The sequence below is a fragment of the Paenibacillus paludis genome (assembly GCF_042610515.1).
In the GTDB taxonomy this organism is placed as follows: Bacteria; Bacillota; Bacilli; order Paenibacillales; family Paenibacillaceae; genus Paenibacillus_AQ.
Map to the genome: position 1 here is coordinate 16,196 of NZ_JBGJZP010000035.1, position 25,613 is coordinate 41,808.

Annotated in this window: 24 protein-coding genes and 2 riboswitches; of the genes, 14 read left to right on the plus strand and 10 right to left on the minus strand. The window is 51.2% G+C overall.

Going from position 1 to position 25,613, the window contains the following annotated elements; genetic code table 11:
• Window positions 1-78 precede the first annotated feature (78 nt).
• The gene (locus tag ACAN56_RS34280; protein ID WP_038584505.1) at window positions 79-372 is read left to right on the plus strand and encodes a hypothetical protein; all 294 of its coding nucleotides are present in this window, start codon (window positions 79-81) and stop codon (window positions 370-372) included.
• 235 nt (window positions 373-607) lie between these two features.
• Window positions 608-895, plus strand: coding sequence for a 4a-hydroxytetrahydrobiopterin dehydratase (locus tag ACAN56_RS34285; RefSeq protein WP_038584508.1), 288 nt, complete (start codon window positions 608-610; stop codon window positions 893-895).
• A gap of 103 nt (window positions 896-998) precedes the next feature.
• On the opposite strand, the gene ACAN56_RS34290 is transcribed toward ACAN56_RS34285, so the two are convergent.
• From ACAN56_RS34290 to ACAN56_RS34315, 6 genes are all read right to left on the minus strand, one after another.
• Complete coding sequence (locus tag ACAN56_RS34290) at window positions 999-1,355, minus strand: c-type cytochrome (protein WP_038598290.1); 357 nt, start codon at window positions 1,353-1,355, stop codon at window positions 999-1,001.
• 106 nt (window positions 1,356-1,461) lie between these two features.
• Window positions 1,462-1,968, minus strand: coding sequence for a GNAT family N-acetyltransferase (locus ACAN56_RS34295; RefSeq protein ID WP_379148452.1), 507 nt, complete (start codon window positions 1,966-1,968; stop codon window positions 1,462-1,464).
• Window positions 1,969-2,230: 262 nt separating this feature from the next.
• Entirely contained in the window at window positions 2,231-2,722 is a 492-nt protein-coding gene (locus ACAN56_RS34300; RefSeq protein WP_038584516.1) for a C40 family peptidase, read from the minus strand.
• Window positions 2,723-2,727: 5 nt separating this feature from the next.
• Window positions 2,728-2,870: riboswitch (cyclic di-AMP (ydaO/yuaA leader) on the minus strand.
• 385 nt (window positions 2,871-3,255) lie between these two features.
• Window positions 3,256-3,684: a C40 family peptidase gene (locus tag ACAN56_RS34305; protein WP_052092407.1), complete on the minus strand. Its 429-nt coding sequence runs from the start codon at window positions 3,682-3,684 to the stop codon at window positions 3,256-3,258.
• A gap of 57 nt (window positions 3,685-3,741) precedes the next feature.
• Window positions 3,742-3,880, minus strand: a riboswitch (cyclic di-AMP (ydaO/yuaA leader).
• 220 nt (window positions 3,881-4,100) lie between these two features.
• The gene (locus ACAN56_RS34310) at window positions 4,101-4,931 is read right to left on the minus strand and encodes a hypothetical protein (protein ID WP_038584522.1); all 831 of its coding nucleotides are present in this window, start codon (window positions 4,929-4,931) and stop codon (window positions 4,101-4,103) included.
• 11 nt (window positions 4,932-4,942) lie between these two features.
• Window positions 4,943-6,970, minus strand: coding sequence for a M1 family metallopeptidase (locus ACAN56_RS34315; RefSeq protein WP_379148457.1), 2,028 nt, complete (start codon window positions 6,968-6,970; stop codon window positions 4,943-4,945).
• A gap of 105 nt (window positions 6,971-7,075) precedes the next feature.
• On the opposite strand from ACAN56_RS34315, the gene ACAN56_RS34320 reads away from it, so the two are divergent.
• Window positions 7,076-7,582 carry a YwhD family protein gene (locus ACAN56_RS34320; RefSeq protein ID WP_038584525.1) on the plus strand — a complete coding sequence of 169 codons (507 nt, stop codon included), beginning with the start codon at window positions 7,076-7,078 and terminating at the stop codon, window positions 7,580-7,582.
• Between the two features lie 115 nt (window positions 7,583-7,697).
• Here ACAN56_RS34320 and ACAN56_RS34325 read toward each other — a convergent pair whose 3' ends face one another.
• The 3 genes from ACAN56_RS34325 to ACAN56_RS34335 form a co-directional block, all read right to left on the minus strand.
• Window positions 7,698-8,168 carry an AbrB/MazE/SpoVT family DNA-binding domain-containing protein gene (locus ACAN56_RS34325; protein ID WP_038584528.1) on the minus strand — a complete coding sequence of 157 codons (471 nt, stop codon included), beginning with the start codon at window positions 8,166-8,168 and terminating at the stop codon, window positions 7,698-7,700.
• A gap of 217 nt (window positions 8,169-8,385) precedes the next feature.
• On the minus strand, window positions 8,386-9,066 hold the full coding sequence (locus tag ACAN56_RS34330) for a DNA-3-methyladenine glycosylase (protein ID WP_341119306.1): 681 nt from the start codon (window positions 9,064-9,066) through the stop codon (window positions 8,386-8,388).
• Between the two features lie 103 nt (window positions 9,067-9,169).
• The gene (locus tag ACAN56_RS34335) at window positions 9,170-11,239 is read right to left on the minus strand and encodes a transglycosylase domain-containing protein (RefSeq protein WP_038584531.1); all 2,070 of its coding nucleotides are present in this window, start codon (window positions 11,237-11,239) and stop codon (window positions 9,170-9,172) included.
• Window positions 11,240-11,509: 270 nt separating this feature from the next.
• On the opposite strand from ACAN56_RS34335, the gene ACAN56_RS34340 reads away from it, so the two are divergent.
• The 6 genes from ACAN56_RS34340 to argS all read left to right on the plus strand — a co-directional run bounded on the left by ACAN56_RS34340 (window position 11,510) and on the right by argS (window position 17,406).
• A complete protein-coding gene (locus tag ACAN56_RS34340) occupies window positions 11,510-12,688 on the plus strand; it encodes a beta propeller repeat protein (RefSeq protein ID WP_052091736.1) in 1,179 nt (392 codons plus the stop codon).
• A 210-nt stretch (window positions 12,689-12,898) separates the two neighbouring features.
• Window positions 12,899-13,756: a carbon-nitrogen hydrolase family protein gene (locus ACAN56_RS34345; protein WP_379148461.1), complete on the plus strand. Its 858-nt coding sequence runs from the start codon at window positions 12,899-12,901 to the stop codon at window positions 13,754-13,756.
• A gap of 15 nt (window positions 13,757-13,771) precedes the next feature.
• The gene (locus ACAN56_RS34350) at window positions 13,772-14,449 is read left to right on the plus strand and encodes a GNAT family N-acetyltransferase (RefSeq protein WP_038584537.1); all 678 of its coding nucleotides are present in this window, start codon (window positions 13,772-13,774) and stop codon (window positions 14,447-14,449) included.
• Between the two features lie 43 nt (window positions 14,450-14,492).
• Entirely contained in the window at window positions 14,493-15,164 is a 672-nt protein-coding gene (locus ACAN56_RS34355) for a hypothetical protein (RefSeq protein ID WP_038584540.1), read from the plus strand.
• Between the two features lie 116 nt (window positions 15,165-15,280).
• Entirely contained in the window at window positions 15,281-15,724 is a 444-nt protein-coding gene (locus tag ACAN56_RS34360) for a YwiB family protein (protein WP_038584542.1), read from the plus strand.
• On the plus strand, window positions 15,721-17,406 hold the full coding sequence (argS, locus tag ACAN56_RS34365) for an arginine--tRNA ligase (RefSeq protein ID WP_379148467.1): 1,686 nt from the start codon (window positions 15,721-15,723) through the stop codon (window positions 17,404-17,406). The genes ACAN56_RS34360 and argS overlap by 4 nt, the downstream gene beginning before the upstream one ends.
• Before the next feature lie 379 nt (window positions 17,407-17,785).
• On the opposite strand, the gene ACAN56_RS34370 is transcribed toward argS, so the two are convergent.
• Window positions 17,786-18,961, minus strand: a complete 1,176-nt coding sequence (locus tag ACAN56_RS34370; RefSeq protein WP_038584547.1) for a S8 family peptidase — start codon at window positions 18,959-18,961, stop codon at window positions 17,786-17,788.
• Between the two features lie 607 nt (window positions 18,962-19,568).
• Between ACAN56_RS34370 and rpoE the strand changes: the two genes are divergently transcribed.
• From rpoE to murA, 5 genes are all read left to right on the plus strand, one after another.
• Window positions 19,569-20,129 (plus strand): DNA-directed RNA polymerase subunit delta, encoded by a 561-nt coding sequence (rpoE, locus tag ACAN56_RS34375; RefSeq protein ID WP_038584553.1) that lies wholly within the window; start codon window positions 19,569-19,571, stop codon window positions 20,127-20,129.
• 296 nt (window positions 20,130-20,425) lie between these two features.
• A complete protein-coding gene (gene pyrG / locus ACAN56_RS34380) occupies window positions 20,426-22,033 on the plus strand; it encodes a CTP synthase (protein WP_038584556.1) in 1,608 nt (535 codons plus the stop codon).
• A 502-nt stretch (window positions 22,034-22,535) separates the two neighbouring features.
• A complete protein-coding gene (locus ACAN56_RS34385; protein WP_038584563.1) occupies window positions 22,536-22,922 on the plus strand; it encodes a response regulator in 387 nt (128 codons plus the stop codon).
• Between the two features lie 207 nt (window positions 22,923-23,129).
• On the plus strand, window positions 23,130-23,984 hold the full coding sequence (gene fba, locus ACAN56_RS34390) for a class II fructose-1,6-bisphosphate aldolase (protein ID WP_038584566.1): 855 nt from the start codon (window positions 23,130-23,132) through the stop codon (window positions 23,982-23,984).
• 236 nt (window positions 23,985-24,220) lie between these two features.
• On the plus strand, window positions 24,221-25,474 hold the full coding sequence (gene murA / locus ACAN56_RS34395; protein ID WP_038584569.1) for a UDP-N-acetylglucosamine 1-carboxyvinyltransferase: 1,254 nt from the start codon (window positions 24,221-24,223) through the stop codon (window positions 25,472-25,474).
• Window positions 25,475-25,613 lie beyond the last annotated feature (139 nt).

Below are 25,613 nucleotides of genomic sequence, written 5' to 3' on the forward strand. Positions count from 1 at the left end.
TTTTTTGTGAAGTCATTTTTTCGGCTATAATGATAAGGTAAGTTATTATTCATCTGTGAAGAAAACGGAGTGATACACGTGGGTGTGAAACATGGAAGAGATTACAGCGAGATTCTTAGTGATTTGACAGAAGCAGTCGGACGTATTTCTGATGGGTATGTGTTTTTTGAGATGGAGCCGGATGAATGGCAGGAACTGCCGCAGGAATCCAAGCTGGAGGTATGGGAAGCGCTCGCAGAGGATCTGTTCTATGCGCTGGGCAACGAGCCTGTTATCCAGGTAGGCAGTGGTGTGGTTATCTATGACAAGGAGACGCACCGTATCAATATTTTGCTGGGTGAAGAGGATTTGGCCTCGGTTGTACTCGTTTAGAGCAGCAGAACAGCAGAGTAACGGGAGGACGGTTTGCCCCCTGTCTGCGGCCCGTGGTAAAATTGTAGATGCCGAGTACTATTTGCCGGGATCTTAGAATACATTAAACCGAAAAAAAGCCTTCATCCTGGTGCATCCCTTGGACTTTACCGAAGCTGAGGGATGTTTTGTTTAAAGGATATGGGGAGCTGGGCTGTACGGACTTTATGGCTAACTTAGTAAGGGAGGAAACAAATTGCATTTTACGGAGGAAGAGCTGCGTGAGCAGGTAAGTAAGCTGGAGGGCTGGAAGCTGGAGCCGAATATGATGGTGCGCAAATATATGTTTAATGAATATATGAAGGGTATCGCCTTTGTGGATGAGGTGGCCGCGATCTCGGAAGCCTTCGATCATCATCCGCATATTACAATTGATTACAAAACGGTAATTCTGCGCTTGTCCGCAAAAGAAGAGAGCGGGCTTGCCGCGCTAGAGTTCCGCCAGGCGCATGAATTTAACGAAGCTTTCGATAAAACGCGTTAGGCGCAGGAGAAACCGACCTATCATAGGAATGGATATAAAAATGCCCGTGCAAGGATGCTCTGAATATCCTTTGTACGGGCATTCTGTATTTTTAAGGTCAGGTTTATTTCTTCTCTGCAAGCCACATGGCAACATTCGCGATCTCTTCGGGAGCAAGCTTATCCTTGAAAGACGGCATTTGGCCGCGTCCCTTCGTAACAATGGTGTAGATTTCTTCTGCGTTATGCTGGCCGCCTTCCTGCTGCAGACTAGGGCCTAGACCGCCCTGTAGCTGATCACCGTGGCAGGTAATGCAGCTTGCCTGTACAATCGCTTCGGCGCTTGCGGCATCCAGTGTGACTTGCGGCATCGTCGGGTTATTTTCTTCGGCGACCTCTGCTTTGCCGGGTAATGTGAACAAGAGCACTACCGCAAAGGCACAGGCTGCGAAAAACAAACCGCCCATGATCCATTTCTGCATCTTCATCCGTCCCCTCCATGTAAGCTGCTTCCTACATTATATAGGATGGTGAAGCGTTATCATAGCATTTGTGTCAAAAAAGTGGACGATTTCAACACTAAAATTTTCAATTTAATGGAACGTTATGTTGTTTATCATAGACCATGCAATAAAATGGCTTATTTCCGGTTGGAGTAAGGCGTTCATAAGTATCCGTGATCGTGAAGCCGCATTTTTGGTATGTTCGGATCGCCCGCTGGTTCCAGGTCAATACTTCCAAATCAATTTCCCGCTCGGGATAACGCTTCAGCGCGGCCTGAACGATGGCTTCCATGAAAATGTGGCCAAGACCGTGTCCGCAAAGTTCGGGGCGCATTCCAATACCCAGCCTGACGACACCCTCCATCGGAAACAACTGCGCAAAGCCGCAAAGGATGCCTTGCTCGTTGACCACGGAAACATACTGGTCTCTGCGTAGCTCTGGATCGCCAAATTCAATGCCAAGCGCCTCCATTTGGGACCAAGGCATCCATTCGTAAATATTATAAGGCGCTTTGTAATTCCATGCGGCGATATTTTCGGCATGGCTGATCTCCATGGGAACTACATGGAATGTAACGGGGGAGCTAATCATAAGGCCACCGGCCTCCTTTCATGGGGAGCAACAGCACTAGCTATACCTAATTATATCCATAACTGGCCTGATTCGACTCAGAAATTTTCTGAAAGGCGGAAACTTGACAAAGTGGTAAAAATATTTTATAAAATGGAGGAAATTTGGGGGAGATTTATGTTTGGCGGATATTGAGAGGGGTAAGTAATTTTATAGACAAAAAAAAACAGGCCCCCTCCAGATTTCGGCAAAAATCATGGAAGAGTACCCGTTTTACGACAACTTATTGTACGTCATCATTGTCTTGGGAATCAGAAGTAACGGATTGGTAAGCATCTGTACTCATGATCCGTTTGGCGCCAACGTAGCGGTTGACGTAGTAGCTGTCACTCATCGTGCTGATGGTTACACCACGGGAGGATGAAGCATGTGCGAATTTGCCTTCACCGACATAAATGCCGACGTGGGATACACCTTTACCGCTTGTATTATAAAATACAAGATCTCCCGCTCTCAGATCATCCCGGGAAATGGCAGTACCCATTTGGTATTGGGAACCGGATTGGTGTGGCAAATTGATACCGATCTTATCAAAAACGTACATTGTAAATCCGGAGCAATCAAAGCCGTTGGTCGATACACCGCCGGATACGTATTTACTTCCGATGGTCTTGTCGATGACTTTATCCATTTTGGAATCCGCGAAAGCGCTTCCTGCTCCGATGGTAAGCATAATGGAAAAGCTAAGTACTGCTGCTGCTAACTTCTTCTTCAAAAGTGAATACCCCTTCCAAATGCCTACGAGGTTAGCTTAAGGGTTCGGTTGAAGGTCCCCTATGACCCCTCTGTGAATAGGAGGTCAATTCACCCAAAATCGGTTCCCCCGTTTCCCTAATGGTTAGGGAACTCGGCATGACTGTTGATTAGGATTAGCTTGTTAACCAATACATGACAAAACCTTTGTAAAACCCGATTCAATAATTACAAAAATGTTACTAAAAACTCACTGCGATAATTGTAACAAAGACTTCGCCAGTTGGCAATCACTTAAAACATATTAATGCATAATATTTACGCTTTTTAAGAGTTATCTTTGCTAAAAAGGTCTTATATTTACGCGCTGAGTAAGCTTTAACTTAGATTTGTTGGGATTTTTAGTAAAAAGGTGTTTCACAGACCTCAAATACGTGTAAAAGGTAGAATAAGGAAGACAAAAAGGAAAAACCCGGAAATGATTACGGCAATAATCAGTTTCCGGATCTCTATAAGTTACAATTATTTATTGGAGGATGAAATTCCTGAGGGATGTCAATCGTAAGCGATAGCTTTGTAAGCTGTTGTGCTCATTACTCGTTTGGCTCCAACGTAGCGGTTGGCCCAGTAGGATTGACTCATTGAACTGATAGTTACACCACGGGATGAAGAGGATTGGGCGAATTTTCCGTTGCCGACATAAATGCCGACATGGGAGACTCCATTGCCAAGGGTATTGAAGAATACCAGGTCGCCGGAACGGAGGTTATTCCGTGATACGGCGGTTCCAACGCTGAATTGTGCTTTGGAAGTGCGGGGCAAGGTAAGGCCAACATTCTTAAATACATATTTGGTGAATCCAGAACAATCAAAGCCGGCAGTGCTTATGCCTCCGGTTTTATACGTCGTTCCCAGTGTTTTTGTAATAACCGTATCCATTCTGGAGTCGGCGAAAGCGCTCCCTGCTCCAAGCGTGAACACCATCACCAGCCCTAATGCTGCTGCGGTGCATTTCTTCTTAAAATTATGACTTTTCAAAAGATGTACTCCTTCCAAGGCCTGCGAGGTTAGCTTAAGGATTCGGTAGAAGGTTCCCCTATGACCCCTCTAAAGCGAGATCAATTCACCCAAAATATGGTTCCCCCACTTCCCGGTGCCGGGAATTTGGCGTTTTATGCACCGAAACAGTGACGTATCGACAAGGTTAAATGCTTAAAGGCACATTCATTTACTTCAAATTAGTTTCAAAAGATTACAAAGTTGTTACTACTGGTACAGGCATCATTGTACCAGAGGATTTACAGTTTTGCAAATACCCTAAATCACGTTGTAACCAAAAGAAGAGTCCCGCCCTTTATCTGGGGCAGTGACTCTTCTATTATGCCAAGGGACTGGCGTAATTATTGTGGAAATGTTTTGCTGCACCAAAGGTGATACTGCCCCGCTATGCTCCACATTTTGAACAGCGTTGAGGGAAGCGGTGAAAATTGCCGGAACAGCAGTGCGGGCAGGCCTGGACAGAAAAGTGCGGTCACTCCGGAGAGCAGCAGCAGAAGCAGGCCGCCGGCGCCGAACAGTGCAGATATACAGGTGGAAGGGAGGATTACCCTCAGGCCAACCAGCAAGGAAGAGAACATGCCTGTTCCTCCGGTGAAGCCAAACTGCATGTACAGCAGCAGAATGCGGATCAGGTAGAAGTACAGGAGCCAGGCCAGAACATAAGGAACCAGTCTCAGCAGCAGGGTATAATCGAGAATACCGCTGAGGAGAAGCCCGTACATTTTGGGGAGAAGCCAATACAGCGGTGCTGCGGCCAGAAGCCATTCCGCTAGACTGAACAGCAGTACGGGGAGTCCGTAAAGCTTCATTCCGGGAAAAAAGAACATTCCCCGCTCCCCTTTGCGCTCCTGGTGCAGCTCATGCAGCAGCCCTGCACGGATAAAGGGGGAGCATAGCAGCCGTAGCGCTGAGAGGGCCAGCAGCAGCCAGAGCCAGCGCAGCACCCCGGGGTCTGTGCCCAATGCAGTCTGTCCTTCGATATAATACAGCAATCTGCCTATTCCGCTGCCGCCGGCGTGTGTATCGGGATAACGGAGCAGCACCGGGATGAGGGCTGACCTGACGAATCTGTACAGGAAATAGCCCCAAAGCAGCCGATAGATAAAAAGCAGAATCAGAATATAAAATTGCTCTTTCATGCTGTACCAGCCGCGGGTTATCGATCTTTTCACAATCCTTCACCTCACCAGACAAGAGTTCCGAGCAGGGTTTCAAGCAGCTTCGTTGCACTAAGCGTCCAGCGGGAGAGCGTCTTTCGCTCCAGCTCCGCCAGTCTAAAATTGTTGAGATGCTTACTCTCCAGCAGAATGGAGTGCTCCGGATCAATCTCTGCGGACAAAAGAGGCGCTTTGTAGGCTAGCTGAAAGGTGGTTTCCTTCTCTGTTCCATTCCAAAACTGCTGGACGGTATAGCCATCCAGGAAGGTGAACTTTATCGGGACGTCACCATACTGATTTCCTTTATTGCTGACCGCTACTGAACTTTCGTAACGGGCATTATCATCGCCGCCCTCTTTTTTAGGGTCAGAGATTTTAATATGATCAATCGAAAAATCCGGAGAACCGCCGCTGTATACATATTGGTCGAAGTAGGCTTGCCAGGATTTTTTGGTCACCTTCTCCACGATTTTCTGGAAGTCAGCGGTAGAAGGATGCCGGAAGCGGAACTTACGGGTATAGGCCGCCATTAGGGTATCCATCGTCTTGGTTCCGACCTGCTGTTCGATATCCTTCAGCACCAGCTTGCCGCGGATGTACACATTTCGGGCATAGGAATCAGCAGGAGTGTATTTCCAGGTTTCCAGGTCAAGCGGCTGGGAGGATGTCACCAGGCTGGCCTGCAGGACATGATTGGATGATACCCCATACTCCTGCTCCATCAGCCTGTCTTCGGCGTAGGAAGTGAAGCTTTCGTCCAGCCAGGCCTCCTCGAATTCATTGCTGGCTAACATCCCGTAGAAATATTGATGGCCGATCTCATGAATGACCGTGCGCTCCAGAGAGGTTCCTGGAGAAGCCTCAGCTGCGCCAAAAGCAGTAACCAGTGTGGGATATTCCATCCCGCCGGCGCCGTTGCCCTCTTTGGGAGGTACGACGATGGATAATGTAGAGTAAGGATAAGGTCCGTACCATTTGCTGAAGTTGGTCAGGGCGGCCTTCGCTGCCTGGAAATAACGCTCCTGCAGATGTTTATGCAGCGGGTCCAGATAAAGCTTGATTCTCACGCCCGGTACATGGTCTGTAGAGAAGGCCTCCTCGGCTACCACAAAGTCCGGAGAAGCGGCCCAGGCGAAGTCATGTACATCATCCGCATAAAATTGGTACACCTTCTGATCCTGCTTCAGCTTGGCGCTCTTGACCGGGAACCCGCTTGCGCCAACGATATAATTGGGGGGGACGGAGATGGTTACATTGTAGATACCGAAATCGCTGTAAAATTCGGATGTTCCGTGATATTGGTGCAGATTCCAGCCTTCCTCTTGTACACCCCGGGTACCGGCAGGTTCATAGACGCTCAGTTTGGGAAACCATTGCCCGGCCATCACGAAATTGCCGGCGGAACCCATGCGGGCGAATATTTTGGGCAGCTTAACTTCAAACTGGACCTTAAGCGTTACGCTTTCCCCTCCGTTAACCGGCTGCGGGAGATGCACCTTTACGAGTGTCTTGTCATTGACATTGCCATCATCAGGCTGCACGTATTGCAGCCGCTGCATGAGCGAGACTCCCTCCGTAGTCCGGAGATCGGTCAGGGTCATGCTGCCAAATCCGTTCGCCGGCATGGCATCACCCCGGAGTTCGCCTCCAGATTCTTTCATAAACGTAGTATCCTCAGAAGCAAATGCGTTTGGATAAAGATGAAAGTAGAGTTCTTGTACCGGTTTTAGGCCCGGGTGAGTCCAGGTCACCGTCTCTGAGGCTCTTAGAGAGGTGGTGTCCGGCAGCAGCTGCACGTCGATATGATACTCCACTACCCGCTGGCTTAACGCCTCCGAGACCGGAAGGGGAGTGCTCTCGGGAAGAACGGGCTGCACGGCTTTGGGCTTAGGCAGGGCAGCGGGGGACTTGGCCTCTTTTTGAACAGCAGCAGTTAGAACGGCAGGGCTGTGCTCTGCACCATACCCTGAAAGGACCCCTATTCCCCCTCCCAGCAGAGTGAGGGCGGACAGGGCCGCAAAGACGATAATGTACCTTAATGACAGTGGCTTCATAACTGTGATTCCTCCCGTGACAAGCATCTACGGGATGTATATGTTTGCATTCGCCGCATTATTAGCTAAAATTAAATTATTAGTGAAAGGAAAGGATGTGCACTTGTGGATAACGTACAACCGGAGGGCAAGAAACAGATTGCCTTAAATATTGTGAATGCCAAGAGCAAACATAAAGGCTTCGGCGCAGGCTCCATTGATTTGAACAATGTATCGCCCGTTATTATTGACGGCGGTGAAGCAGTTATCGATATCGGTGCCATGCATGCCAAGAGTAAGGTAGAGAAGGGGATTAAGTTCTCCATGAACCGCGAGGATGTGCCGGCGGGCAGACAGGTCTGGGTTGTCTGGGTAGCTGTAGACCGTACGGCGGAGGGCCAGTTCTACGGGGGCATTACCGCTTGCGAGATGTGGATTGATACAGAGGCACGGCGCGGCTGGAAAATTCTTGCCGATCATGTGAACAAGCTGGATGCTGCTCTGAAGCGGAAGATCATTCTGGAGGGGCTCGGTACAGTGGAAAGAGCGGCGCTTAAATCACTGCTGATTTCTCATAATGAAGCTTGGTGGAATGCCTCTCCGGAAGAGCTGAAAGCGGCACTGTCGGAATAGGAGATGTCCCCTGCAACATACTTTGTTTCAAGCTAAAAGGCTTGGCCCTCCCGAAACGGGAAAGGCCAAGCCTTTTGAATGCTCATGAGGGATGAATCAAGATGTTTGTGTTCATTTATCTGCCTGCTGCATTGATCTTGCGCTTTAGCTGGCTGACTCTGGCCTGGCTGATGCCAAGAACCTCGGCAAGCTCCTTCTGGTTGGCATACGGATGGTCCGCGATGGCCTTCTCGAGACGCTGGCTCATTTCCTCTGTCTTTGTTCTCCGGCCGCCACGCAGTAATGCAGTGTTGTCTTCAACAGGACTTACCGGTTGCTCTGCCGCATCGGAAACAAGCCCGGGATCTCCCAGCTCTTTGAGGCAGCTGTTGCAAATAAACTGATCTTTAAAGTAAGTTACATGATCAAGGCTTCTGCAAAAAGTGCATTCTGTAGAGGTGTACTTTCTGAGCACAATAATCTCTTCATTCAGAATGAAGAACTCGATAGGATCTCCAATGTCAATATTACGTGTCATGCGGATTTCTACGGGAACCACAATTCTACCAAGACTGTCTAAACTCCGGATCATGCCTGTATCTTTCATCTCATGTCCCTCATTTGCATCTTTATATTTTTGTGTGGATATCTATGATTATAACAGTAATTGTAAGTTAAGAGAACGGGGGAAGCGCATACATTTATAGGAATTTGGCGAATAAAGGGATGAAAAACCTCTGCCTGCGGAGGTCCGCTAGCAGAGGCTGATTAGGGTTCATTATTTTTTACCCAATTCCGGGATACCGAAACAGGCAGGGAAATCTTTAAACTCTGAAAGAGCTGGCCTGCTTATCATTTACCGAAACGTAAGGATTGTTCCTGAGATAGAAACGCCAGGGCAGCTCCGCATATTCTTCAGCATAGGGAATATTGATGCGGGGAGCCTGTACAATATCAAGAGCTTCGGGGCTTGCGCCCTGCTCCAGCCAGAGCGGCCCGCCCGGTACGTCCAGGCGGATTTCATTCAGGCTTTTGTCGATCCGCAGCGCCCGGCAGAGCTTGCCCGGACCGCCCGACAGGTCGGACGGCTTCTTGATGCCTATGCCCCGGTAAGATGCCATCCGCTCCGCATCGGCGGGAGTGAGCGGCTCCACCGCGCGGATTAATACCGCATGCGGATTGTCTTGCGCGGCGGTTACCACATTGAGGCAGTGGTACATACCATATATGAGATATACATAGGCGGTGCCTCCGGAGCTGAACATTACTTCGGTTCTGGCGGTGCGGCGGCCGCCATAAGCATGGCTGCCTTTGTCTTCGGCGCCTCCGTAGCTTTCCGTTTCCACGATGCGGCAGCGTATATCCCCGTCTTCCGTGCGCCGGACCAGGTGCTGGCCAAGAAGAAGCGGCGCGGCCCTAAGCGCTGTATGCGCATAGATCTCCGGGGACAGAAGTGGAGAAGAAGGGAACGCTTCCCTGCCGCTGGCAGCGTTATTCGCATTCATAGATTGATGGCACCTCTCCCTGGCGAAGCAGGGCTTAAAGCCTGTGCTTCTGCCGTTCATTGGTCCCATCGTAGCGCAGACGGGGCAATGGCTGCAACAAGGATCAGTTCATCCACCAGCGTTTAATGTCGCTCCACAAGGAATGTTCATCCTTGGCAGGGACTGCGCTGTCCTTTGATCCGCCGGATGGAGCGGTGTCTTCGCCTGCACCATGCTGGTCACAATATTCCGTAGGTTCTGTACCGCTGATGAAGGTTTCCAGCTCCTTCTCGGGGCAGGCGGCTGTGGCCAGCTTGCCGGATTGCGGGTTAATGTACACGCTGACTACGCCGTCGGGAATCGGAAAAGTTTTTGGCGGGACATTTGCGAGCGCTTTTTCCGTGAACTCCGCAAAAATTGGCGCAGCCCGCCTTCCGTCAGACGTGGCGATTTCACGCCCTTTATCATAGCCCACCCAGACTGCGGTAGACAGCTCGGGGGTGAAGCCGACCATCCAGCCGTCGGTGTCAGTGGTGCCGGTCTTGCCGGCCACGGGACGTTTGATAACGGAGGCAACACGATTTCCCGTACCGCCGCTCTCGAATACACCTTCCATCAGCCGGGTCAGCACATAGGCCGCTGCCGGCTCGACAACCTTTTGCCCCTGGCCCTGTGGAGCTTCATAGAGCAGATTGCCTTTGGAGTCAGTAATCTTGAGGATAGCCGTCACAGGCAGCTTAGCCCCTCCGCCGCCAATCACCGCGAAGGCTGAGGCCATCTCCAGCGGACTGACCGGCGAGGTGCCGAGCGCTAGTGAGGGCACGCTTTGCAGCGGGCTGCCGATACCCATATTAGCGGCCATTTCGGCGACCTTATCCGCCCCTACCTTCATAATGGTATTCACGGCATAAATGTTGTCAGAGGCGGCAATCGCCTGACGCATATTGATCTCTCCAAGATATTTGTCGCCAAAGTTGCGGGGCTGATAGGTTTTGCGGTTATTGTCGTAATGGAACAGCGTCGGCTGGCTGTTAAAGACAGACAGTCCGGTCATCGTCTTGGACGAGAGTGCGGTCAAATACATAATTGGCTTAAAGGAAGATCCCGGCTGGCGCGTTGTGGCCAAGGCATGGTTGAACGGGTTGGTGCGGTAATTTGTGCCTCCGACCATCGCTTTGATATAACCGGTGCGGGGGTCGATGGAGACAAGGGCGGTCTCCAGCTCACTGCTACCGTCCATTCCTTTATCGACAGCATCCTCTGCCGCCTGCTGCATATCGGAATCAAGGGTGGTATAGACTTTCAGCCCGCCCTGGTCCAGCTCATCGCTGCTGATATGGAGGGTGTCGATGACAAGACTGCGCACATAATCGCGAAAATAAGGTGCGGCTACAGTGGTGTCCTTCTGACCCTGAGGCTTGAAATTCAAGCCTTCCCGGGCTGCCGTCTGGGCCTCCGCATCGGTAATATCGCCTACATTGGCCATCGCAGACAAAATGATGCCCTGCCGCTTCTTGGCATTCTCCATATGCGTATACGGCGAATAGTAGGTCGGGCCCTTGGGAATCCCGGCAAGCATGGCGCTCTCGGCCAGATCCAAATCCGCCGCAGCTTTGCCGAAATACATTCGTGCAGCCGCTTCAATGCCGTAGGCTCCATGTCCGTAATAGATTTCATTTAAATACATGTTCAGGATTTCGTCTTTACTAAACTTCATCTCAAGCTGCATCGTATATAAAGCTTCCTTCGCCTTACGGGTCCAGGTCTTCTCATGGGTCAGGTAAAGATTGCGCGCAAGCTGCTGGGTCAGGGTGCTGGCCCCCTGCGTGCGTTTGCCCGCCTCCAGATTGACGAGTACAGCCCGGGCCATACCTTTTAGATCAAAGCCGGAGTGGTCGTAGAACTTACGGTCCTCCACGGCCAGTGTTGCCTGTATGAGCAGCGGAGAAATCTCTTCCAGCTTTACAGGGTCCCGGCTACGCCCATCGTTGGTGAAGGTGGCCAGCACATTGCCCCGGGAATCGAGCAGCTTGGAGCGGATATCATCTCCGATCGGAGGAAGGTCTTTCTGATATAGATAGCCGATCAATGCCCCGGAAGCGAGCAGCAACAGTACGGTCATGACGGCCAGCAGCCGGAACAGCCCGCGGAAGCGGTGTTTCTTTGCCTTGGGTTTATCAGAATCGCGCGGCATGGCATCAGGCTCCTTCTTTATAAATATCTAAATTATAGGAAACGACAGCTGTATTCTTTTTTTCTCATTAATTTTCATTATGGGGAAGGATGGGATCAGATATTCAGGAGACCTGTACTTTGCATCAAAAGAGATAAGAGGGAGCCGTTTGAAGACGGTGACCAAATTGTCTTCTTTTTGTGATTTTCTCTGGTGGATCGAGCAGCGGCGGGGGAGTATAACAGAGTAGTGTTTACTGAAAAGGGTATATATCTTACAGGAGGTGTTCTCATGAATTGGACCCATAAAATACATCACACGGCTTTAACGCTCCTCTCGGCGGGCCTTTTGGCGGTTTCCGGCTGGGGAGCATCCGCTTCACCGGCGCAGGCAGCGTCAGCACCGGCACCTGCCTGCGGCAGCGGTGATCACGGATTGTTGCAGGAATTGCAGGCGAAACTGAGCAGCACCCAAAGCGCACCGCCCAGCTTTAACGATCTCCAGTTTCTGAGCGCAGATACAGGCCGGGCGGCAGGAAACGGCTTTATGATCGGTACGTCGGATGGCGGCTGTCACTTTCAGGAGATCTACAAGGGACAATGGAACTTCCGCCAAATGGATTTCCCGGACAACGTCAAAGGTTGGGCGCTGGCTTCAGTTCAAGATGGTTCAGCGGTCTATCTGATTACAACCTCTGACGGAGGCTCTACCTGGAAGAGACTTTCGGACAAGGCGGTAACTTTTGAGCGAATCGATTTTACAGACAGGATGCACGGCTTTGGGTACAACCGGACCTCTACCTACTACACTGCGGACGGCGGCCTTAGCTGGAGCAAGATCTCAACACCGGCCAACACGAGCGGCGCAGAGTTCAGCAGCCGCAGTAACGGTTGGGCAGTTGTAACTGCACCGGGTTCCGGCTACCGGATCATGAAGACTACGGATGGCGGCTCCACTTGGAAGCTTAGCCTGAAGTCCGCCTTTGACTATCCTGAATCAGGACGAATCTATGCGAAGGGCGATCAAGTATACGCCTTGCTATACGGGGGGAGCGGTATGTCGCAGACCTCTTATTCACTGTATGCCAGCGGTAATAAGGGCAACAGCTGGCGCAGAGTAATTGCCGAGGATTCGGCTGGGGGCGGACCTGCGCCGGGCAGCGGTGCCGAGCCGCTCAAGACTGGACCTGCTTCCGGGAAACCGGGCAACATGCAGCTGGTCGGCAACAGCACCGCTTTTCTGTTCGGCTTCTCTCCGGCGGGAGAGAAGGTAGCCGTTGGCAGGACCTATAACAGCGGCAAGCAGTGGTCAAATCAGCCGGCCATTTCTGGAGTTGACGGAATGATATCCTTTACCGGCAGCAAAGCGGGCTGGATGGCCATGAAAGGCGTCAATAGTTCCTCCCTGTACGCTACGGAAGACGGCGGTACCACCTGGAAGCTGAAATTGACTTTTAAAGGAACAGAATAATTATCCGGCAGCGGGACCGCATGGTCCTGCACGGATGGCGGCTCCTCTGGGGGCCGCTTTTGCATTGCGGACATCTAGTTACTACCCCGGGAAAGTGTGTTTTTTTCGCCGGTATGGTAAAATTTTATGTACTTTCTAAGGAAGGCGCCCGGCGTGTGAAAGGGTTGCTTATCTAAACAATCTTGATTAATCATTAGGAGGACTTCCAATATGGCTTTTCGCGTATCTGCTGTGCAATATCATCTGCATACGATCTCTTCATTTGAGGAGTTTTCCGCTCAATGCGAGCATTACATAAAGACAGCGGAGGAGTATAGCGCCGACTTCATCCTGTTTCCCGAATTTTTGACGACGCAGCTAATGTCCATAGGTGATGAACAGGGCAACGCCCTGGGAATTAACGACCTGCCGCAGTTTACCGGCCGCTACCGGGAAATGTTCTCTGGTTATGCCCGGAAGTACGGTGTACATATTATTGGCGGAACCCATGTACTGCGCAGAAATGGCAAGCTGTACAATGTGGCGCATCTCTTTTATCCGGATGGAAGAATTGCCGAGCAGGCCAAGCTGCACATTACACCTGCAGAAGTCGAAGGCTGGAATATGGGGGCGGGAGAAGGGCTGGAGGTATTCCAGACCGATAAAGGCACCATCGCTATGCTGACCTGCTATGACATTGAATTTCCGGAAATTGTGCGCATGGCCAGAGCCAAAGGTGCAGACGTGATTTTCTGTCCATCCTGTACGGATGACCGCCATGGATTCCACCGGGTAAGATATACGAGCCACGCCCGCGCGATTGAGAATCAGATCTATGTGGTGCTGACGGGGACGGTAGGCTCCTTGCCGACTGTCGACCTGATGCGCGCCAATTTCGGCCAGGCAGCGGTCATTACGCCGAATGATATTCCTTTTCCGCCGCAAGGTCTGCTCGCCGAAGGTGAAATTAATGACGATATGATCATTACCGCCGATCTGGATCTGGAGCTGCTGTACAGTGTGCGCGAGAAAGGTTCTGTAACGACGTGGCGGGACCGCAGGACAGACCTCTACACAGATTGGAAGTAAGGAGTGGAGCACGGTATGTACTACAAAACCTTTTATGCTTTTGACGAAAAAATCCCGGTGCCTGCGGTTATCCGCCAGTATACCGAAGACGATTTTGCCGAGCTGATCACCATTCAGTCCGAAGCATTTCCGCCGCCTTATCCTGCTGAATTATGGTGGAAGCGGGAGCAGCTGCTGAATCATGTGACGCTTTTTCCGGAAGGCGCGCTCGCTGTGGAAGTGAACGGGGAACTGGCTGGCTCGGTGACAGGGCTGAAAATCAATTTTGAGCCGGAGGGTGAAGGGCTTCATCATACGTGGTCGGAGGTTACAGCAGACGGTTATATTACCACGCATCAGCCGGATGGAAATACGCTGTATATCGCCGATCTATGCGTACGTCCCAAATACCGCAAGCTGGGACTCGGCAAGGAACTGGTGCAGTCGCTGTATCACGTTGTGGTAGAGCAGAAGCTGGAGCGGCTACTGGGAGCGGGAAGAATGCCCGGCTATCATCTGCAGGCTTCCCGGATGCCGGCGGAGAAGTATCTGGCCGAAGTGGTTGCCGGCATACTAACTGATCCTGTGATTACCTTCCTGCTGCGCTGCGGGCGGACGCCGGTCGGGGTCGTAGCCGATTATCTGGATGATGAAGAATCGGGCAATTTCGCAGCACTGATGGAATGGCGCAACCCCTTTGTTGCACGTGTATGAAGTCGCAGTGAATTCATAACCGGATGGAGGAGGAAATGGAAATATGGAATATATAAGAATCACCGATATTGGGGACCCGTTGTTCAGACAAGTACATCAATTGCTGGCAGAGGTGTTCCCGCCGGAGGAAGTGCTGGAGTACAGCTTGTGGAAAGCGCCGCTTGAAGATCCCGGGATTCGCGTATTTGCCGCCGTCCATGACGGAGCTGTGGTGGGCACAACGGAATACCGTTATTATCCGGACTGGAATGTGGCAATGACCGACTTCACCATCATTGGCCGGGAGGGTCTGGGGATCGGGCGTTTTCTGGCCCGGAACCGGCTGAAAGACCTGAATAAGCTTGCTGCGGATAGCGGCAAAATGCTGTACGGTATGTTCGCAGAAATCTACGATCCTTACCGGGCGCAACATCATGAGTTTGGAGGCGTTAAGCCGATGGATCCGTTTGTACGCCGTGAGGTGCTGTCGCACTTAGGCTATAAACGTCTTGATTTTCCTTATGTACATCCCTCGTGGATGGGCGACGGGGAGGCGGTAACCGGACTGGATCTTTGTTTCATGCCCGCAGATGAGGAGCAGGACCGGCTGGATGCATCTTTGGTTGCCGATTTCCTGACCCGCTATTATGCTGTGCTGGAGGATAAGCCTGAGGCCTGGCTGTCCATGGTGGAAGGTCTGCGTGCCCAGGATAAGCTTGAACTGCTGCCGCTTTAATTATTCCTCATGGCGAATTAGCCATTGAATTGCTCTCTTGAACTGGATATAGTGTACAATGGGAAAGCGAATATGACTTTGATTAAATATAAGAAAGAATAAGCGAGGAACACGTGATGGCTGAAGTACAGTCCGACAAATACGGTGTTTCTGTGACACTGGAAAGCCTGCAGGACGGGCAGCGAAATGTTGTAAAAGCAGCCGGAGAAGTTACTGCCAGAGGGCCGCAGCTATATATCCGTTATGAAGAATCCAGTCAGGGCCCGCAGGGCGAGGCTGTTTCCGTCCGCACCACCATAAAGATTTCAGACAGTGAGCTGAAGCTGATCCGTCACGGCGGAATCCAGTCCGAGCAGTCTTTTGCGCCGGGGCGCCGCCTGCCGGGATTCTACCGTTCCCCTTACACACAGTTCAATCTCTCTACAGAAACGCGGAAGCTGGACATGGTCCGGAACGGGCGGTCGCTGACGGTTTCATGGGAATATGATCTGTACGTTTACGAGGAGTTATCAGGACAGTTCGCGATCAGTTTGCATATACAGGAGGAACCACAATCATGACACAAAGTTCAAATCCGCTTCAGCTTGCCAATGAACGGGTGAAAGAAGCCATCGCCGATGCAGTTGTTGCCGCAGGCCTGGTGACCAGAGAAGAGCTTCCCGCTATCGTGCTGGAAGTGCCGAAGGACAAAGCGCATGGCGATCTGGCAACCAACGCCGCAATGCAGCTTACCAAGATTGCGAAGCGCAATCCGCGGCAGATCGCTGAGGCGATCATTGAGCACCTGGACACAGGTCGTGCTTCTATTGAAAAAGCAGAAATTGCCGGACCGGGATTCATCAACTTTACTTTGTCCAAGAGCTACCTTTATCCGGTAATCGCTCTTGCCCACGAGCAGGGTGACAACTACGGCCGCATAGATGTTGGCCATGGGCAGAAGGTTGAAGTGGAATTCGTCAGCGCGAATCCTACCGGCAGCCTGCACCTGGGGCATGCCCGCGGTGCTGCTGTCGGCGACGCGCTCTGCAACGTGCTGGATTATGCCGGCTACAAAGTAACCCGTGAGTACTATATCAACGATGCCGGCAACCAGGTGGCCAATCTGTGCAAGTCGATTGAGACCCGCTACCTGCAGGAGCTGGGCCAGCCGGCTGAAATGCCGGAGGACGGCTACCATGGCGAAGACATCAAGGGATTTGCCAAAGAGCTTGTGGCTGAGAAGGGGGATTCCCTGCTTGCGATGACTCCGGGGGACCGTGCCGCTTTCTTCCGCACTTACGGCCTGACCAAGGAGCTGGACAAAATCAAACGCGACCTCGGCCGCTTCCGCGTCAACTTCGACATCTGGTTCAGCGAAACCTCGCTGTATGAGAATGGACAGGTGCTGCGTTCACTCGATGAGCTGCGCGATCGCGGAGAGGTATATGAGCTGGACGGGGCAACCTGGCTGCAGACGACCAAATACGGCGATGACAAGGACCGCGTACTGATCAAGAACGACGGAACCTATACCTATCTCACGCCTGATATTGCTTACCACAGCGATAAATATAGCCGCGGCTACGATAAAATGATCAATATCTGGGGCGCTGACCATCACGGCTACATTCCGCGGATGAAGGCGGCGATGTCGGCCCTTGGCAACGATTCGGAGAAGCTTGTGGTGCTGATTGCCCAAATGGTCAGTCTGTTCCAGAACGGCGAAAAGGTCAAAATGTCGAAACGTACCGGCAAAGCGGTTACGATGGAAGACTTAATGGAAGAAGTTGGACTCGACGCGATCCGTTATTTCTTCACGATGCGCAGCATGGATTCGCATCTGGACTTCGATATGGACCTGGCAATTTCCACGTCCAATGAAAATCCTGTATTCTACGTTCAATACGCGCATGCGCGGATCTGCAGTATTTTCCGCCAGGCGGAAGAGCAGGGCATCACATTGCCGGATTACGCCGATATCGATTATACGAAGCTGACGGCAGCTCATGAATATGATCTGCTCCGCAAAATCGGCGAATTACCGGCGGAGATTGCCATTGCTGCCGAAGGCTATGCGCCGCACCGCCTGATCCGCTACGTCTACGATCTGGCTGCGCTGTTCCACAGCTATTACAAAGCCGAGCGCGTGATTACCGAGGATGCCGCACAGACCGTGGCCCGTCTCGCCCTGCTGGGCGCTGCGCGCACGACGATTTCCAACGTGCTGCGCCTTGTCGGTGTCACTGCGCCTGACCGCATGTAGCTGCAGCTTGCGCCAGCAAACTTAAAAGCTCCGCCTTCCGGTGAAAGGAAGGCGGAGCTTTTTGCGTGAGGCAGTACCGGCGCCGCCGGGTCCTGCCTTGAATAACGCCGGACCGGGAACCGCCCGCAATCTGGGCGGCCCCCGGTCCGGGCTGGTTGCAGGCCCCCGTGCCGGAGGGGCCTGCTGCTGCGCGCCGCCGCAGAGCGCAGCGGCGGCATTTGCCGCCCGTTGCCTACGCCTTCGCGGCGGCGGCAACGGGCTTAGCCCGTGCGCCCGCCCGCAGCAGGCGCAGGGCATCGGCCGCGCCGCCGCCCAGGNCGGAGGGGCCTGCTGCTGCGCGCCGCCGCAGAGCGCAGCGGCGGCATTTGCCGCCCGTTGCCTACGCCTTCGCGGCGGCGGCAACGGGCTTAGCCCGTGCGCCCGCCCGCAGCAGGCGCAGGGCATCGGCCGCGCCGCCGCCCAGGGAAGCGCGGCGCTGGCCCTTGCGCAGCCGCACCGGCGAAGCCGTGCGGCGCAGCAGCAGCTTCAGCTCGCGCGGCGTAAGCGACGGCCGCAGCGCGAGCAGCAGTGCAGCGGCACCGGTGACATGCGAGGTCGCCATGGAGGTGCCGCTCATCTCTTTGTAGCCCTCCCTCAGCCAGCAGGAGGGCACGCTTTCGCCTGGTCCGTACACATCGATGTACGGACCGCGGTTGCTGAAGGCCGCTACGCGGTGCCTTCTGTCCAGGGCGCCGACGGCGATCGTCTCGGGGTAGCGGGCGGGATAGTCCCCGCCCCGTTTGCCGTCATTGCCGGAGGAGGCGATGATAGCGATCCCGGCCCGATAGGCCTTGATCACCACATCATGAAGTGCTTTGCTTCTTGTTTTCATCCCGAAGCTCATATTGATAATGTCGATCTTGTTCTGTACACACCAGTCGATTCCAAGGACAATATCCGACACATAGGCCGAGCCGCTGTGGTCAAAGGCTTTGACCGGATACACCAGTGCCCGCGGGGCTACGCCCATCATTCCGCGCGTGCCGCCCGCTGCGGCCAGTGTACCGGCAATATGAGTGCCATGCCCGTTATCATCGAGCGGCAGCATGCCGCGGTGCAGCAGATTCACACCGGAGGCCAGGGAATGCTTCAAATCGGGATGGCGGTAATCGGCCCCCGTGTCAATGACGCCTATTTTCACATGCACTCCGGTTGATTTGGACCAGGCCTGGGGAGCATGTATCGCCTTCACCCCCCATGGCATGACGGCGGTTCCGCTCTTGTCCGGGGACGCGGAGTGGACCTGTATCCGCAGGTCATCTTCAATACGCAGCAAATCGGAGAATTTATCCATCAGTCTTTCTGCACCCGCAGCAGGCAGAAAGAAGGCCCGAATCAGCGGGGAAACCTGAACCTGCCGCAGCCCGGGCCGCTTTTTCTTCAGCGCCTTCCACTGTGACAGCGCTCCGGCATACTGGCGGGCATCGTTAAAGGTAACAATACGCCGCTCAGTAGTATTTTTGGGGGCAGCCGATATCTCATCAAGCAGCATCTGCCAAAATCCGTAATAGTCCATAAGTTATACGCCGTCCCCTCCTCGGTGCCGTGCTGCCATATTGTATGAAAGAAGGCGGACGTCCGAATGGGAACTTGCCCTTTTTTAGCGAAATGGGCTGCCCATCGTGTCAAAAGGCGGCGCTTCACATAAAATAAACGGAAGAGATCTAAACCTCTCTTTGCAACATCCCGTAAGGAGCCGATCCTTGGCGTGGATACAGTCATGCGCGGAGGAATTTCCTCCGCCTTTTTTAGCAAATAAGGAGTATGAGCTTGGCGCTATACTTTCTTCATATCTTTTGTACAGAACCGGCTGTGTGTCTCTTTCAAAAAAGAAGGTTTATCACAGATTTCCTGGCGCTGGGACAGCCGGGTACATATGATCAGATCGAACTGCTTTGTTCGTGCCCGTGCAAGCAGTGGCTGCAACATCCGAAAGCGCTTCAAACCTTCCGGAACGCCAGAAACAAATCTCCATACCAGGACCGCAAAGCGAATCTTCCGGCCTCTCACCGCAATTGACTTGCAATTTGCTGGCAAATAGGTTTTACTTAGGTTTGTTAATGGATATGATAAATTAAGTATGATTTGTAAAGTGAACAATGCGTGAGAGGAAGTGTCCTTTAGTGAGTACGCCACTCAATTTAAAGCTGGACCCTGAGAAAGTTAAAGAAATACCGATGGTGGACCTGGCTTTCCTGGTGCTTAAAGCAGCCAACACACCTTTTTATTACCGTGACCTGATGGTTGAAGTAGCCAAGCTGCGCGGTATGACCGAGCAAGAAAGCCAAGATACTATTGCCCAGTTATATACCGAGATTAACATTGACGGGCGTTTTGCCTGTGTCGGAACCAACCTGTGGGGGCTGAAACGCTGGTACCCTCTGGAACGCTCCGATGATCCTGTCGGCAATACCAAACGCGTTCGTATCATCAACGATGAAGACGACGATTTGGAAGATGATGATTTTGCCGAAGAAGAAGAGAACTATGCTGCTGAGGAAGAGGACTTCGACGTTATCGACGAAGATCGCGACGACCTCTATTCAGACGACGACAGCGAAGAAGAAGTTGACGAGGATGTTGTCATTGATGAAGATGACATTGACGAAGACGAAGTGGATGAAGATGACTCCGAAGACGGCGAAGGCGAAGATGCCGACGAGGACGAGAACGACGAATTTTAGAATAGTGCGCTAGGGCAGAATTCCTCCCTTGACATGGGTAGGACCGTCAGAGTAAACTATTGCATGGGCTTATAATGAACGTTAATATTATTTTCTAAAATAAAAAGTGCCCCGGCTCTACGGGTGTCACTTTTTTGTTTTTTTAGATGGTTTTTCCGTGATTGGATGAACGCATCCCTGGTTTTTTGGGATGGCAGAAGTAACTTTTAAGTTCCCCGTTTTGATGATGGAAAAAAGGGTTACGATAAACAAATGCGTCGCCTGAATTTCTGGACTTTATTTAGGAGGGTTTTACAGTGACAAAGTATATTTTTGTAACGGGTGGCGTTGTGTCTTCCCTGGGCAAGGGCATCACCGCTGCTTCGCTGGGCAGGCTGCTCAAGAACAGAGGTCTGAAGGTGACGATCCAGAAATTTGATCCTTATATCAATGTAGACCCTGGAACTATGAGTCCTTATCAGCACGGGGAAGTATTTGTCACCGATGATGGTGCGGAGACTGACCTCGATCTTGGACACTATGAACGGTTTATTGATATCAATCTGTCAAAGAACAGCAATGTGACGACAGGTAAAATTTATTCCTCCGTAATCAGCAAAGAACGGCGCGGGGAATATTTGGGCGGCACGGTTCAGGTTATTCCTCACATCACGAATGAAATCAAGGAACGGGTATACCGCGCCGGCCGCGAGACTGGTTCTGATGTAGTTATTACCGAGATCGGTGGTACTGTGGGCGACATTGAGAGCCTTCCGTTCCTGGAAGCTATCCGTCAGATTAAGGGTGATATTGGCCGGGAAAATGTAATGTATATCCACGTAACCTTGATTCCTTATATTAAGGCTGCGGGTGAAGTAAAGACAAAGCCGACACAACATAGTGTCAAGGAGCTGCGCAGCATTGGGATTCAGCCGAATGTGATCGTATGCCGTACGGAATATCCGCTTTCTGAAGACATGAAGGCCAAAATTGCCTTGTTCTGTGACATCGACGCCAATGCAGTAGTTGAGTGCCGTGATGCTTCCACGCTGTATGAGGTTCCGCTTAACCTGCGTGATGAAGGTCTGGATGAGATTGTGGTTAATCATTTGAAGCTGACTACACCTGCGCCGGATATGCGTGAATGGGAAAGCATGCTGGAGCGGATCCAGAAGCTGGAACACACCGTGGAGATCGCTATTGTCGGCAAGTATGTTGCTTTGCATGATGCATATCTGAGTGTGGTGGAGTCGCTTTCGCATGCAGGTTTCGCAGCCAATGCGGAAGTGAAGCTCCGCTGGGTGGACGCCGAGATGGTGACCGACGAGAATGTAGACGAACTGCTTGGCGGAGTAGGCGGCATTCTGGTGCCAGGCGGCTTCGGCGACCGGGGGATTGAAGGTAAAATCTCCGCAATCCGTTATGCCCGTAAGCAATTGATCCCGTTCTTCGGGATTTGCCTGGGAATGCAGGTTTCCGTTATCGAATACGGCCGTTCCGTGTTGGGACTGGCAGGGGCGAACAGTTCGGAGATTGATCCGACTACATCGCATCCGCTGATTGATCTGCTCCCTGAGCAGAAGGATATCGAAGATATGGGCGGCACCATGCGTCTTGGACTGTATCCTTGCAAGCTTTTGCCGGATTCACTGGCTATGTCCTGCTATGATGATGAACTGGTCTATGAACGCCACCGTCATCGGTATGAGTTCAATAACGCCTACCGCGACGAAATTGAAAAAGCGGGTCTCGTGATCTCCGGGACTTCACCTGATGGACGTCTGGTGGAAATTGTGGAGCTTCCGGGTCATCCTTGGTTCCTGTCGGTACAATTCCATCCGGAATTCACTTCCCGTCCGAACCGTCCGCAGCCGCTCTTCCGTGAATTTGTCAAAGCTTCGCTGACTCATTCCGAACAACTGTAATTCATATGTCAAACCGGCCTTCACGGGCCTTTGAAAGCCTCCATCTGGAGGCTTTCTTCAAAATATAAGAATTTATATGCTACACGCTATAAATTATCCTTCTATTTCTCGCTGAAACGGATACCGTCCTTTTGAGGACGGCAAAGCCGTTTCCACTTGAAATATAGGACAGTTATAGGTTGTGCGCTATACCTTTTCCTTCATTTCTGCAAAAACGGATGTCGTCCTTCGTTAAGGACGGCAAAGCCGTTTTTTTTTAGTTATAAGGGTTTGAATACCTTTTCTGATGTTGAGAAATTTAATTTTTATAGTTTTGAATTTACCATTCCCGGGTAGTCAGTATTTAACCATTATATGGATTGTATTTACCCATTTTATCCAATTAGCAGGATTTTGGCTGTAAAGCACGAATTATAGGTTTCGTATAGACTAAGTTGTAGTGGGCCGTTAGCTGTGCGGAGCGCGGTATAGTCAATCTGCCTTAAATCTGGGAGGGTATGATATGGAAAAGAAGAAAGTATTAATTGTCGACGATCAGAACGGAATCCGGATTCTTCTCATGGAAGTCTTTAATAGCGAAGGGTATACCACTTTTCAAGCAGCTAACGGAAAATTGGCACTGGACATTGTTCGTAGTGAATCCCCAGACTTGGTTCTGCTTGATATGAAGATTCCGGGAATGGACGGACTCGAAATCCTGAAGCATTTGAAGGAAATCAATCCGGCCATAAAGGTGATTATGATGACTGCCTACGGAGAGCTGGATATGATTAAGGAAGCGACGAAACTCGGGGCACTGATGCACTTTACCAAACCTTTTGACATTGATGAGATGCGGGTAGCCGTGAACATGCATCTTAACAGCAAGTCGATAGACCAGTGCAGCTAGTGTTGGAGTAGGCCGTTTGGGATACTCCTGAAATGGACAATCTAAAAAGGATGAGTTCCGCTGGGATATGGGCTGGATGAATATCGTCCCACCGGGACATTTTTTTGTGTACCCTATTTAGTATTTAACACAGGATGTGCTATAATAAGCCTGTATGTGATGTCGGCTTATATATAAGCAACCAACATTCTTAGGAGGATTGAAACCATGCCATTAGTATCTATGACAGACATGTTAAACAAAGCACTTGAAGGAAAATATGCAGTAGGCCAGTTCAACATCAACAACCTGGAGTGGACTCAAGCGATTCTTGGTGCCGCAGAAGAAGAGAAATCACCGGTTATCCTTGGTGTATCCGAAGGCGCAGCTCGTCACATGGGCGGGTTCTACACTGTTGTAAAGATGGTTGAAGGTCTTGTTCATGACATGAAAATCACCGTTCCTGTAGCGATTCACCTGGATCACGGTTCTAGCTTTGACAAATGTAAGGAAGCCATTGATGCCGGATTTACTTCCGTAATGATCGACGGTTCCCACCACCCAATCAGCGAAAACATTGAAATGACTAAAAAAGTCGTTGACTATGCACACGCTAAAGGTGTTTCGGTAGAAGCCGAAGTAGGTACAGTTGGCGGACAAGAAGATGACGTTATCGGCGGCATTCAATATGCTGACCTGAACGAATGCGTAAGCATCGTTAAAGAAACCGGCATCGACACTTTGGCTCCAGCACTTGGTTCCGTACACGGTCCTTACCATGGCGAGCCTAACCTCGGATTCAAAGAAATGGAAGAAATCCGCAACGCGGTTAAACTTCCACTGGTTCTGCACGGTGGTACAGGTATCCCTGAGCACGATATCAAGAAATCGATCTCCCTGGGTACTTCCAAAATCAACGTAAACACTGAGAACCAAATCGCATTTGCTAAAGTAGTTCGCGAAGTTCTTGCTGCTAAACCTGATGCTTACGATCCACGTACATTTATCGCACCAGGCCGCGATGCCATCAAACAAACCGTTATTGGTAAAATCCGCGAGTTCGGATCCAGCAACAAAGCGTAATTTATTTCCGCCCTTAGCGGACGAGCTACCCTTGTTAAGAGTGCTCTTTCCTTTGTGCATCTGCACAGATTAATATCTTTATGCACCGGGACAGGTTATTTAACGCTGTCCAGTTGAATAGTTTGATATGGAAAGCACACCGCTTAGCCGGTGTCTTTCCATTTTATTCACCAAAAATGCCACAGCAGGTATTGCCGGATAAGTTGCAATACACGTAGGGGGAACCAGATAAATCTATGGAAAAATTAATGATTGGCGGTGGACGTCCGCTAGAGGGCGTTGTAACCATCAGCGGAGCGAAGAATAGCGCAATTGCGCTTATTCCTGCGGCGATTTTAGCCGAATCTGAAGTTGTTCTGGATAATTTGCCCTCCCTTAGTGATGTGGCTGTTTACTCTGAAATTCTGGAAGAGCTTGGTGCGACTGTGTCGTGGTCAGGCAACCAGATGAGAATTGATCCCTCCCGTATCGTCTCCATTCCAATGCCTAACGGCCCCGTTAAGAAATTGCGGGCTTCATATTATATGATGGGAGCGCTTCTTGGAAGATTCAAAGAAGCGACAATTGGTCTTCCCGGCGGCTGTAATTTTGAACCCCGCCCAATTGACCAGCACATCAAAGGTTTTGAGGCGCTGGGAGCGACCGTGACCAATGATCATGGTTCGATTCATCTTTATGCTAAGGAACTGCGCGGTGCGAAAATTTATCTGGATGTATCCAGCGTTGGAGCGACCATTAACATTATGCTTGCGGCTTCACGGGCCAAAGGCTCTACAATTATTGAAAATGCGGCTAAAGAGCCTGAGATTATAGATGTAGCTACCCTATTAAACTCTATGGGCGCAGTTATTAAAGGCGCCGGTACCGAAACCATCCGGATCGAAGGCGTTACGGAGATGCATGGCTGCCGTCATTCCATCATTCCCGACCGGATTCAAGCTGGGACATATATGATTGCTGCTGCAGCAACGCGCGGCAACGTGTTAATAGATAACGTTATCCCCAAACATTTGGAGGCATTAACCGCCAAACTGCTGGAGATGGGCGTAGAAATTGAAGAACTGGACGAAAGCATTCGTGTGATCGGCAGAGCCCGATATGAGCATGTCGATGTTAAGGCTTTGGTATACCCCGGTTTTGCCACCGATCTTCAATCCCCGATGACAAGTATATTGACCCAGGCTGAGGGAGTTAGCGTCCTTAGCGATTTTGTCTACAGCAACCGGTTTAAGCATGTGCCGGAACTCGTGCGGATGGGCGCAAAGATCCGCGTAGAAGGGCGATCAGCCATTATTGAAGGCGGCAAGCTTAACGCTGCTAAAGTAAAGGCTGCCGATTTGCGCGCGGGTGCGGCGCTGGTCATTGCCGGACTGACTGTTCAGGAAGGCATTACCGAGGTTACGGGTGTGGAATATATTGACCGCGGATATGATAATCTTGTTAGCAATCTGCGCAATTTGGGTGCCGAGGTCTGGCGCGAGAATGAATAGAAATTGAGGTTGCCCGAGGAATTGGGAGGAGTAATATTTGCCTCTAAACTGCATATCTCCTTCCAATTTGGGTAATCCTATCCTAATGAGCAATTTAATAGACTCATATTTTGCCCGAACTCATACAAAAATTGAATAG

What these genes read in the sequence shown, in the direction of transcription:
- ACAN56_RS34290 (WP_038598290.1), bottom strand. Translation starts at nt 1,355, where the DNA reads ATGCAGAAATGGATCATGGGCGGTTTGTTTTTCGCAGCCTGTGCCTTT.
- ACAN56_RS34295 (WP_379148452.1), bottom strand. Translation starts at nt 1,968, where the DNA reads ATGATTAGCTCCCCCGTTACATTCCATGTAGTTCCCATGGAGATCAGC.
- ACAN56_RS34305 (WP_052092407.1), bottom strand. Translation starts at nt 3,684, where the DNA reads ATGGTGTTCACGCTTGGAGCAGGGAGCGCTTTCGCCGACTCCAGAATG.
- ACAN56_RS34315 (WP_379148457.1), bottom strand. Translation starts at nt 6,970, where the DNA reads ATGAAGCCACTGTCATTAAGGTACATTATCGTCTTTGCGGCCCTGTCC.
- ACAN56_RS34325 (WP_038584528.1), bottom strand. Translation starts at nt 8,168, where the DNA reads ATGAAAGATACAGGCATGATCCGGAGTTTAGACAGTCTTGGTAGAATT.
- ACAN56_RS34330 (WP_341119306.1), bottom strand. Translation starts at nt 9,066, where the DNA reads ATGAATGCGAATAACGCTGCCAGCGGCAGGGAAGCGTTCCCTTCTTCT.
- ACAN56_RS34335 (WP_038584531.1), bottom strand. Translation starts at nt 11,239, where the DNA reads ATGCCGCGCGATTCTGATAAACCCAAGGCAAAGAAACACCGCTTCCGC.
- ACAN56_RS34340 (WP_052091736.1), top strand. Translation starts at nt 11,510, where the DNA reads ATGAATTGGACCCATAAAATACATCACACGGCTTTAACGCTCCTCTCG.
- ACAN56_RS34345 (WP_379148461.1), top strand. Translation starts at nt 12,899, where the DNA reads ATGGCTTTTCGCGTATCTGCTGTGCAATATCATCTGCATACGATCTCT.
- ACAN56_RS34350 (WP_038584537.1), top strand. Translation starts at nt 13,772, where the DNA reads ATGTACTACAAAACCTTTTATGCTTTTGACGAAAAAATCCCGGTGCCT.
- ACAN56_RS34355 (WP_038584540.1), top strand. Translation starts at nt 14,493, where the DNA reads ATGGAATATATAAGAATCACCGATATTGGGGACCCGTTGTTCAGACAA.
- ACAN56_RS34360 (WP_038584542.1), top strand. Translation starts at nt 15,281, where the DNA reads ATGGCTGAAGTACAGTCCGACAAATACGGTGTTTCTGTGACACTGGAA.
- argS (WP_379148467.1), top strand. Translation starts at nt 15,721, where the DNA reads ATGACACAAAGTTCAAATCCGCTTCAGCTTGCCAATGAACGGGTGAAA.
- ACAN56_RS34370 (WP_038584547.1), bottom strand. Translation starts at nt 18,961, where the DNA reads ATGGACTATTACGGATTTTGGCAGATGCTGCTTGATGAGATATCGGCT.
- ACAN56_RS34385 (WP_038584563.1), top strand. Translation starts at nt 22,536, where the DNA reads ATGGAAAAGAAGAAAGTATTAATTGTCGACGATCAGAACGGAATCCGG.
- fba (WP_038584566.1), top strand. Translation starts at nt 23,130, where the DNA reads ATGCCATTAGTATCTATGACAGACATGTTAAACAAAGCACTTGAAGGA.
- murA (WP_038584569.1), top strand. Translation starts at nt 24,221, where the DNA reads ATGGAAAAATTAATGATTGGCGGTGGACGTCCGCTAGAGGGCGTTGTA.